Origin of the sequence: Paraclostridium bifermentans (assembly GCF_964259345.1) — a bacterium.
Lineage (GTDB): Bacteria > Bacillota > Clostridia > Peptostreptococcales > Peptostreptococcaceae > Paraclostridium > Paraclostridium bifermentans_B.
The window spans coordinates 38,624-48,864 of record NZ_CAXVJR010000013.1 but is presented as its reverse complement, the minus strand read 5'-3'; the positions used below and the strand labels follow the sequence as shown (position 1 = coordinate 48,864).

10 protein-coding genes are annotated in these 10,241 nt (G+C 27.5%); 7 read left to right on the top strand and 3 right to left on the bottom strand.

Annotated elements, in window-relative coordinates; genetic code table 11:
* Window positions 1-646, top strand: a 646-nt coding sequence (locus tag ACEXNK_RS16975; protein ID WP_373600732.1) for a C40 family peptidase, incomplete at its 5' end; no start/stop codon positions are given.
* Window positions 647-775: 129 nt separating this feature from the next.
* On the opposite strand, the gene ACEXNK_RS16970 is transcribed toward ACEXNK_RS16975, so the two are convergent.
* Entirely contained in the window at window positions 776-1,480 is a 705-nt protein-coding gene (locus tag ACEXNK_RS16970; RefSeq protein ID WP_373600733.1) for a MurR/RpiR family transcriptional regulator, read from the bottom strand.
* Between the two features lie 74 nt (window positions 1,481-1,554).
* Here ACEXNK_RS16970 and ACEXNK_RS16965 point away from each other — a divergent pair, with 74 nt between their 5' ends.
* Together ACEXNK_RS16965 and ACEXNK_RS16960 are read left to right on the top strand one after the other, a co-directional pair.
* Window positions 1,555-2,169, top strand: a complete 615-nt coding sequence (locus ACEXNK_RS16965; RefSeq protein WP_373600734.1) for a hypothetical protein — start codon at window positions 1,555-1,557, stop codon at window positions 2,167-2,169.
* A gap of 36 nt (window positions 2,170-2,205) precedes the next feature.
* Window positions 2,206-3,549: a PTS sugar transporter subunit IIC gene (locus tag ACEXNK_RS16960; protein WP_373600735.1), complete on the top strand. Its 1,344-nt coding sequence runs from the start codon at window positions 2,206-2,208 to the stop codon at window positions 3,547-3,549.
* A 40-nt stretch (window positions 3,550-3,589) separates the two neighbouring features.
* Here ACEXNK_RS16960 and ytaF read toward each other — a convergent pair whose 3' ends face one another.
* Window positions 3,590-4,213: a sporulation membrane protein YtaF gene (ytaF, locus tag ACEXNK_RS16955; protein WP_373600736.1), complete on the bottom strand. Its 624-nt coding sequence runs from the start codon at window positions 4,211-4,213 to the stop codon at window positions 3,590-3,592.
* Between the two features lie 99 nt (window positions 4,214-4,312).
* On the bottom strand, window positions 4,313-4,627 hold the full coding sequence (locus tag ACEXNK_RS16950; protein ID WP_373600737.1) for a DUF1540 domain-containing protein: 315 nt from the start codon (window positions 4,625-4,627) through the stop codon (window positions 4,313-4,315).
* A gap of 419 nt (window positions 4,628-5,046) precedes the next feature.
* Between ACEXNK_RS16950 and ACEXNK_RS16945 the strand changes: the two genes are divergently transcribed.
* The 4 genes from ACEXNK_RS16945 to ACEXNK_RS16930 all read left to right on the top strand — a co-directional run bounded on the left by ACEXNK_RS16945 (window position 5,047) and on the right by ACEXNK_RS16930 (window position 10,152).
* Window positions 5,047-6,555 carry a DUF1846 domain-containing protein gene (locus ACEXNK_RS16945; RefSeq protein ID WP_373600738.1) on the top strand — a complete coding sequence of 503 codons (1,509 nt, stop codon included), beginning with the start codon at window positions 5,047-5,049 and terminating at the stop codon, window positions 6,553-6,555.
* Window positions 6,556-6,713: 158 nt separating this feature from the next.
* Window positions 6,714-7,766 carry a DNA polymerase IV gene (dinB, locus tag ACEXNK_RS16940; protein ID WP_373600778.1) on the top strand — a complete coding sequence of 351 codons (1,053 nt, stop codon included), beginning with the start codon at window positions 6,714-6,716 and terminating at the stop codon, window positions 7,764-7,766.
* A 139-nt stretch (window positions 7,767-7,905) separates the two neighbouring features.
* Window positions 7,906-9,300 (top strand): MATE family efflux transporter, encoded by a 1,395-nt coding sequence (locus ACEXNK_RS16935; protein WP_373600739.1) that lies wholly within the window; start codon window positions 7,906-7,908, stop codon window positions 9,298-9,300.
* Window positions 9,301-9,438: 138 nt separating this feature from the next.
* Window positions 9,439-10,152 carry a phosphatase gene (locus ACEXNK_RS16930; RefSeq protein ID WP_373600740.1) on the top strand — a complete coding sequence of 238 codons (714 nt, stop codon included), beginning with the start codon at window positions 9,439-9,441 and terminating at the stop codon, window positions 10,150-10,152.
* Window positions 10,153-10,241: the final 89 nt, after the last annotated feature.

Sequence of the window (10,241 nt, the reverse complement as noted above, 5' to 3'; positions counted from 1 at the left end):
TGAAGGATATGTTGCAAGTAGGTATTTAAGTAATAAAGAGGAAAAAGAAGAGGTAATAGAGATAAAAGAGGTAAATGTAGGAGGATTAAACTTTAGAAAAGGACCAGGAACAAGTTATAGTGTAATAAGAGTGTTAACAAAAGGAGAAGAAGTAGAGGTAATAAGTGAAAGTAATGGATGGTCTAAAATAAGAAATAAAGGTACTGAAGGATATGTTGCAAGTAGGTATTTAAGCAATAAATCAACAACAGAAAATAGTGTGAATAATATAATTTCAAAGGCTATAAATATAGCTAAATCCAAATTGGAATGTAAATATGTTTGGGGAGACGAAGGACCTAATACTTTTGATTGCTCAGGGTTTGTATATTATATATTTAAACTACAACTAGGGATTAATATACCTAGAGTATCTAAGGAACAAAGTAAATATGGAACTTTAATAGATAGAAAAAACTTAAAGGCAGGAGACTTAGTATTTTTTGATACTCAAGGAGAAAATGATTTAAATGTATCGCATGTTGGTATTTATATAGGAAATAATGAATTTATACATGCAGCAACAGGAAATACCATGAAAGTAACTATATCAAAGTTAGAAGGATATTACAGTAGACAATATGTAAATGCTAGAAGACTCTTTTAATCAAAATGTGATAAGCTCCTAAAAAGGAGCTTTTTTTAATAAAATGTTTTTTATTTGAAAACTTTTTTCTAAAGGAGATAAATCTATTTAAATTAAATAAAAAAAAGATTAATATTACATTACGGAATATTAATCTATATTACTTATAAAACATTCGAATAATAATAGAACTTCAGAAAAAAATGTATTTGGAATATTTTTAAGCATAGGAAATTTTTCATAACCTTTTAAAACTATTGGTAAATCAGAGATTTTAGCTAAAGTAGAGTTTTCATTTCCTACAAAACTAATAACTTCTATACCATTATTTTTAGCTGTTTGTGTTATTTCTAATATACTTGAACTTTCACCAGAATTTGAAATAACTATAAGTAAAACATCGTTTTTATGAGAGTTACTTAGTAATTGAAGGTGAGTATTAGCAATACACTTAAAACCATTGATTACAAAGCGTTCACTCATATAATTGGCAATCATTTGAGAATATCCAACACCTAATAACATAATTAGTTTATTCTCACATTTTTTTAGCATTTTAGAAAAAGGAACTAAGTTTAATTCGATTTGATTAGAAGCATTAGTAAATATATCTACAGATGATTCGAGGTCTTCGAATTTATTTGAGAGAGATATATTATAAATCATATCAGAGTATCCTTCAAAACCTAGCTTCTTACAAAGTTTGTAAATGATTGTAGTTGAAGTGAAATTATCTTTAGCTACTTTACGTATACCAATTTTTTTTAGATTATTAATATTATCGTACAGGTATTTTAATATATTTTGTTCTATGTTAGATAGTTGATATTTATCACAAAGATATTCAAAATTCATAATTAATCACCTCAAAGGCTATTATATATGAATTTTAAAAAAATATAAATAAAAATTGTATGGAGGTAGACATCATGACTGAAAAATTTATAAAAGATCCTTGGGCAAGGATAAAAACTCGTAATGGGTTAAATGGAGATGAAGTTATATCAGCATTACAAAAATCTATAAGAAGGGGACTTGAAGAACAAGCATGTGAATTTGCTTATGAAATGTATATAACATCTCCACAAATGGAAGAAAAATTATGGAGAAGACTATTAACGATTACTGTAGAAGATATAGGAATGGGAGATCCTAATGCTTGTGTTATAGTTAATAATTTATATGAAATGAGAAAACAATTTTCTTATGCAGATGGAGATAGGCCTATATACTTTATACATGCGATAAGATATCTATGCAAATGTAAGAAAGATAGATCTAGTGACTTATTAAAAAATATTATAATAAAAGGATTTGCAATGGGAAATGTACCTGAAATACCCGATTATGCACTTGATAAACATACGGTAAGAGGAGCTGAGATGGGAAGAGATTCATTCCATTTTTTAAATGAAGCAAGTAAGGTTATACCTCAAATGGAAGTTGATAATGATTATAAAGAAAGATACGGGAATATATTAGAAATTTATAAACCTGAAGATGCAGTAGATAGTGCATTTCAATATAACCCTTGGCAAGAGTAATATAAAATAAAATTATAATAAAGGGAGAATATTTAAATGGGACAAAATAAGTTTTTAGATAAACTAGATAAAGTATTATCGCCTATAGGAGCTAAAATAGGGAGTCAAAGACATTTAAATGCAATATCTACAGGGATGATGATGACTTTGCCACTTATAGTAGTTGGATCATTGTTTTTAATAATTGCAAATCCTCCTATTAACCCAGAATTAGTAGATGTTAATAATACAAACATATTTATAAAGTTTTTACTATCATGGAAAGAATTTGCAGTAAATAACTATGCGACTATAACGGCGCCGTTTGATATGACTATGGGATTATTAGGTTTAATGTCAGCATTTTCAATAGCATATAAATTGGCAAGTGATTATAAAATGAATGCTTCAATGTCAGGGCTTATATCTACATCTTTGTTCTTTATGATATGCGCACCTAGTAATGAAGGTAATATACCTATGTCTTTCTTAGGTGCAGATGGTCTTTTTGTAGCTATAATAATAGGCATAATATCAGTTGAGATAAGTAGATTTGTAGATAAAATGGAATGGAAATTTAACTTACCAAGTTCTGTGCCATCAGCTGTTGCAGGTTTTATGAATACATTAATACCATTAATGTTAAATATTATAATTTTATATGGGATAAATGTAATTATAATAGCTAATACAGGTATGAATTTGCCACAGTCTATAATGAATATACTTACACCAGCACTTAATGTAGCAGATAACTTATGGGGGTATTTAGCACTTATAACATTTGGAAATATATTATGGTTATTTGGAGTAAATGGAACTTCTATTATATTTCCGATAGTATTCACATTAGGTCTTAGTAATACTGGAATAAATTCAGAATTAGTTACTTCTGGCAAAGATCCTAATGTAATAATGAATTTACAGATGTTTAGAATTGCTATATTAGGAGGAGCTGGAAATACGTTAGGATTAGCCTTATTAATGGCAAAAAGTAAATCGACACATTTAAAATCGCTAGGACGATTATCTATAGTACCGGGAATTTGTGGGATTAATGAGCCTATAATATTTGGGGGTCCTATAGTTTTCAATCCTATATTAGCAATACCATTTATATTAACTCCAATTATATCAGTATCACTTACATATTTTGCACAAAAAATAGGAGTTATAACTTGTGGATATATAGTTGATCCATCTTTTACACCTTTTTTTGCACAAGCATATTTATCATCTATGGATATAAGAAATGTAGTATTTACATTTATGTTAGTACTGATTAGTATATTTATGTATTATCCATTTTTTAAGATTTACGAACGTAATATGTTAAGAAAAGAATCAGAGGAAAATAAAATAGAGGATGACTTTAATTTTGATGAGTTTGATTTAGCATAAATAAAAAGAGAAGTTTGTATTATACAAACTTCTCTTTTTATTATATAAATTTTAAAAGTGCAAGAAAAATAAGCAAGGAACCTGATAACCAAGAAAGGTTAATATCCACCTTTTCTATGAATTTTTTACCTACATAAACCCCTAAAAATAAAGAGCATACACCAATAATAAATGAAAGCAGTATGACTTGATAGTAATTTATAGCAACCAAACTACTACCAAATCCAACGGCTAAGCTATCTATAGAAAGTGCAACAGCTAGATAAACAGCTTCTTTAGGACTTAAATTTTTTGATTTATCATAGTCGGCCTTAGTTTCATTAGCATAAATCTCAAGAACAAATTTAAAGTCAAACACTTTAAAGGTTAAAGGTGCACCTATGTTTGAAAACTTTAAAGCATAAGTTTTAAAGGCAGATTCAAACAGCCTAAGTGTACCTAATGATATCAATAAAATAAAACTAATATTAGCAGCCATTTCAGGCGATAAAAGCTCTTTAAATATATAACCAAAAGCAATTGATAGTGATAAAAATAAAGAACATACAAAGTTTATTATAATATTAGATAAAAATGGAATTTTTATTCTATCAGTTCCATATGCCATACTTGCTACAAAAGTATCTATGCATAAGGAAGAAACCAAAATTAAAGATTCTATCAAAATATTCTCCCCCTAACCTAAGATGATTATTATATATTATTAAATTAGGAGAAAATAGTTACTTATAAGTAAAAAAAGATACCAAAGAGGTATCTTAAATTAATATTCATAATTACAATTTCTAATTTTAAATGTTTCGCAAGTATTGTTTAGAGAGTTAACTTGTACATCACAAGATTTACAAGAACCACTAAAATTATACATACAATTAGATGCAGTACATATTATATTTTTAGATTCAGCTGGATTATCGATTATAGAACTAGTTAATTTTGATGAATTTGAAGAGTCAATAAATGTGTTACAGTAAGTTTCTGGTGTTATGTTAGCATCAAATCCTTCTATTTTTATAACAGATGCATTACATACTCCAGAGTTATTAAATGTACAATTTGTAGATAGACATTTAACCAAAAGAAACACCTCCCACTACCATATAAATATAGTATTAATTTAAATTGGAAAAAATATACTGAAAATTTCAATATAAATTAAAAAAAGATATTGCAAATAGTCTTCAAATGATTTAGAATAGTAAGTCCTAAGATAAATAGATTAAATATTTAGTAGATATTTCGATTACGCTAACTCAATTGAGTTAGTTTTTTTTTGTATATATTTTTAAAATATACTAGAAAAATATAAAAATATATGATATTATTTTACTTTAAATTGGGTTATAGTTATATAAGACATGATAATTTGTTTTTGAGTTATCGTAAAGGTTATTGCTATAATCTATTTATATTTATTTTTTATTTATTTAATTTAATTTTAATTTATTTTTGAAGAAATATCTACTAAATTTATATTTTATCTAGGAGGAATTACAAATGAAAATAGGATTTGATCATAAGAAGTATTTAGAAGAACAATCTAAGTATATTTTAGAAAGAGTTAATAACTATGATAAGTTATACTTAGAATTTGGTGGGAAGTTAATGTTTGACCTTCATGCTAAAAGAGTTTTACCAGGATTTGATGAAAATGCAAAAATAAAAGTATTACAAAACTTAAAAGATAAATTAGAAGTTGTAATATGTGTTTATGCAGGAGATATAGAAAGAAACAAAATAAGAGGAGATTTCGGTATCACTTATGATATGGAAGTTTTAAGACTTATAGATGACTTAAGAGCATATGAACTAGATGTTAACAGTGTTGTTATAACAAGATTTGAAGGACAACCTGCAACAACAGTATTTATAAATAAATTAGAGCGTAGAGGTATAAAAGTATATAAACATGCTCCAACAAAAGGATACCCAAGTGATGTAGATACTATAGTAAGTGACGAAGGATATGGAGCTAATCCATATATAGAAACAACTAAACCTATAGTAGTTGTAACAGCACCAGGACCAAATAGTGGAAAGTTAGGAACTTGTTTAAGTCAGTTATACCATGAAAATAAAAGAGGAAATGAAGTTGGATATTCTAAGTTTGAAACATTCCCAGTATGGAATGTGCCATTAAAACATCCTTTAAATATAGCTTATGAAGCAGCTACAGTAGATTTAAAAGATGTTAATATGATAGATTCATTCCATCTTGAAAAATATGGAGTAATGTCAGTAAACTATAACCGTGACTTAGAATTATTCCCTGTATTAAAGAAGATAATAGAAAAAATAACAGGAAAAGAGTCTATTTACCAATCACCAACAGATATGGGTGTTAATAGAGTTGGATTTGGTATAGTTGATGATGAAGTAGTTCAAGAAGCATCAAGACAAGAAATAATAAGAAGATACTTTAAAACTTCTTGTGAGTACAAAAAAGGTCAAGTTGACAAAGGTGCTTACGACAGAATGAAGTTAATAATGGAAGAAGTAAACTTAAAGCCTGAAGATAGAAAGGTAGTTATACCTGCTAGAGAATATAGTGCTAAGTTAAAAGAAGCATCAAATAATCCTAGTGATATGTGTCCAGTAGTTGCATTAGAACTTTGTGATGGAACTATATTAACAGGAAAAGCATCAGAAACTATGAATGCAACAGCAGCAGCAGTATTAAATGCTGTAAAGCACTTTGCTGATATAAATGATGATATGCACTTAATATCACCGGTTGTTTTAGAGCCAATTATAAACTTAAAATCTAATACTTTAGGTAATAGAAATGTTGCTTTAAGTTGTGAAGAAGTATTAACAGCACTTAGTATATGTGCAGTAACTAACCCAACAGCTCAAGTTGCTATGGATAAGTTACCTATGCTTAAAGGAGCTCAAGCTCATTCAACTACTATATTAAGCTTAAATGATGAACAAACATTTAGAAAGTTAGGGGTAGATACTACTTCTGATCCAGAATATCCATCAGCTAACTTATACGAAAATTAATAATATATATAACCGTATTGTAAATATTTACAATACGGTTTTTTACGCTTAATTAGCCTATATTTATAAAAAGTTATAAACTATATAAGTAATATAAATTTGATATAGGGAGGTATATATTGGAGAAATATAGAGATAGAAAAATAATACATATAGATATGGATGCATTTTATGCATCTGTAGAGCAACGAGATAACAAAAATTTAAGAGGAAAACCAGTTATAGTAGGAGGAAGTCCTCAAGGAAGAGGAGTAGTTGCGACTTGCTCATATGAAGCAAGAAAGTTTGGGATACATTCAGCTATGCCGTGTAAAGTAGCGTATACGAGGTGTCCTCATGCTATATTTGTTCCTCCTAGATTTGATGTATATAAAGATATTTCAAATCAAATAAGATCTATATTTAGGAGATACACAGATATAATAGAACCATTATCATTAGATGAAGCATATTTAGATGTAACTTATAATAAGAAAAATATAGAGTACGCAACAACTATTGCTAAACAAATTAAATCTGATATATACAATGAAATAGGAATAACTTCATCTGCAGGAGTTTCATATAATAAATTTTTAGCTAAAATTGCATCAGACTATCAAAAACCTAATGGATTAACAGTTATAACTCCAGATAAAGCACAAAAATTTATAGATGAATTACCTATAAAAAAATTTTTTGGTATAGGTAAAGTAACAGGAAAAACACTTAAAATGATGGGAATAAATAATGGATATGATTTAAGAAGGTTAGATTTGATAGAATTAGAATCTATATTTAAGAAAAAAGGCTATGATATGTATAATTTTGCTAGAGGAATAGATAACAGACCTGTACAAAGTAGTAGAGAGAGAAAATCAGTTGGAGCAGAAAGTACATTTGTATCAAATGTAAGTTTTGATTCAGATGAGTTAAATGAGCATATAAAAGAAGTTGTAAAAGATGTATATATTAGGATGAATTCTATAAATAAGAGTGGTAAAACTATAACTGTAAAAGTTAAATATGAAGATTTTCAACAAGTTACTAAAAGATATACTTTAAAAAATCCTATATACGAATATGAAGATATTTTATCAAATGCAAATGTTTTGATTCAAAAAATTAATAAAGAAAAAAAGCAAATAAGACTTATAGGCGTTACATTATCAAACTTAATTGATAAAAATAAAGAAGAGTATATAAATATATCGTTATTTGATAGTTTATAAATATTTTAAATTAAGTAACAAAATATTATTTTTTATAATAAATTATTAATTAGATAAATGTTTTAAATTAAAATGTTTATATCTATGTATAAGTATGCTATTATATAATGTAATATAAATTTGAGGTGGAGGTTAAGATATGGCAAAACAAGCTACAGATTTAGGAAAAGGTAGTGTTGGAAAGTTATTATTTCAATTAGCCTTACCTGCCATAATAGCACAGATAGTAAACGTACTATACAATATAGTGGATAGGATATTTATAGGAAGAATGCCACATGGAGAAATTGCTATGGCAGGGGTTGGAGTAGCATTTCCAATAATAATGTTAGTATCTGCTTTTAGTGCTTTAATAGGTATGGGAGGAGCCCCATTAGCAGCTATAAAAATGGGAGAAAAAGATGATGACGGTGCAGAAAAAATAATGACAAATAGTTTTTCTACATTGTTAATAATATCAGTTATATTAACGGTATCATTTTATATTTTTAAAGAAGATATACTTTGGGCATTTGGAGCAAGTAATGATACTATAGGATATGCAACTGATTATATAGGTATATATCTTATAGGAACAGTATTTGTGCAAATTGGATTAGGGATGAATCCTTTTATCAATACTCAGGGATTTGCTAAAACAGGTATGATGACTGTTATGATAGGAGCAGTTATAAATATAATATTAGACCCTATATTTATATTTGGACTTAATATGGGGGTAAAAGGAGCTGCTTTAGCTACAATAACAGCACAATTTGTTTCAGCAGTATGGGTATTAATATTTTTACTTGGAAAGAAAAGTGTACTTAAGTTAAGAAAACAGTACTTAATTCCAAGCATGAAGGTTGTTGGACCAGTATTATTATTAGGTATATCACCATTTATAATGCAATCAACAGAGAGCTTGGTTATAATATCTATGAATAATAATCTTGCAAAATATGGTGGAGATTTAGCTATAGGAGCTATGACAATAATGAGTAGTGTTATGCAAATGATAATACTTCCTATGACGGGATTAACTCAAGGTGCACAACCTATAATTAGTTTTAACTATGGAGCAGGAAAAATAGATAGAGTTAAAAAGACATTTAAGCTATTATTAGTATGTTGCTTAGCGTATACAACTCTTATGTGGGCATCGGTTATGGTATTCCCACAAGTATATGTATCCATTTTCAATAGTAATCCAGAACTTGTAGCTATAACTGTATGGAGTATGAGAATCTACTTTGCAGGAATATTCTTATTTGGAGCACAAATTGCTTGTCAACAAACATTCCTTGCATTAGGTCAAGCGAAAATATCTATGATATTAGCTTTACTTAGAAAAATAATACTATTAATACCATTAATATTTATATTACCAATGGTATTTGAAAATAAATTACAAGGGGTATTAATGGCAGAACCTGTTGCAGACATAGTTGCAGCACTTACAACTATAGTATGTTTTAGTATATTCTACAAAAAAACATTATCAGTTAGCAATTTAGAACAACAAAATCTTGAAATGGCAAAAACTGAAGAATAAAACTATTTACAAAAAGCTATGATAATTAATGTATTAATTATCATAGCTTTTAATAATTTAATTAAAAATTCTAATTTAACAAATATCATATATTTATTATATAATAAATAAATAAACTAGAAATAGGGAGGCATAATTATGAAAGCAATTATAGATTTACATTGTCATACTGTTGCAAGTGGACATGCATATAGCACTATAAAGGAAAATATAGATGAAGCTAAAATAAAAGGGTTGAAGTATGTAGGAGTATCTGATCATGCGCCAGGTATGCCAGGTAGCACTCATCCTTATTATTTTGGGAATTTAGGAGTTATAAAAAATGAGATAAATGGAGTAAATATATTAAAAGGCATAGAAGCTAATATAATAGATTTAAATGGGAATATAGATATACCAGAAGATGTTGTTGGAAAGTTAGATTATGTTATTGCTAGTTTTCATCCACCTTGTATAAAGTCAGGAAGTAAAGAAGAAAATACACAGGCTATATTAAAAGTAATGGATAATAAAGAAGTTAAAATAATAGGACACTTAGATGATAGTAGATATCCAGTAGATTATGATAGAGTTGTAAAAAAGGCTATAGAGACTAATACATTATTAGAAATAAATAACTCATCATTAAGACCAAATGGCTTTAGAGTAGGAGCAGTTGAAAATGCAAAACAAATGCTTGAACTATGTAAAAAATATAAAGCTAAGGTTATATTAGGAAGTGATGCACACATATACTATCAAGTAGGTTCTTTTGAAAACTGTGAAAAAATATTAAATGAAGTAGATTTCCCAGGAAATTTAGTGGTGAATTATAGCGAAGAATATATAAAAGAAATATTTTTTAGTAATTAAGATTAATTAATAATATAAAGTGATAAATTATAGTGATATAATAATAGGTAATAAAATACAAAAACAATATAAACGTTTACATAGGAAGG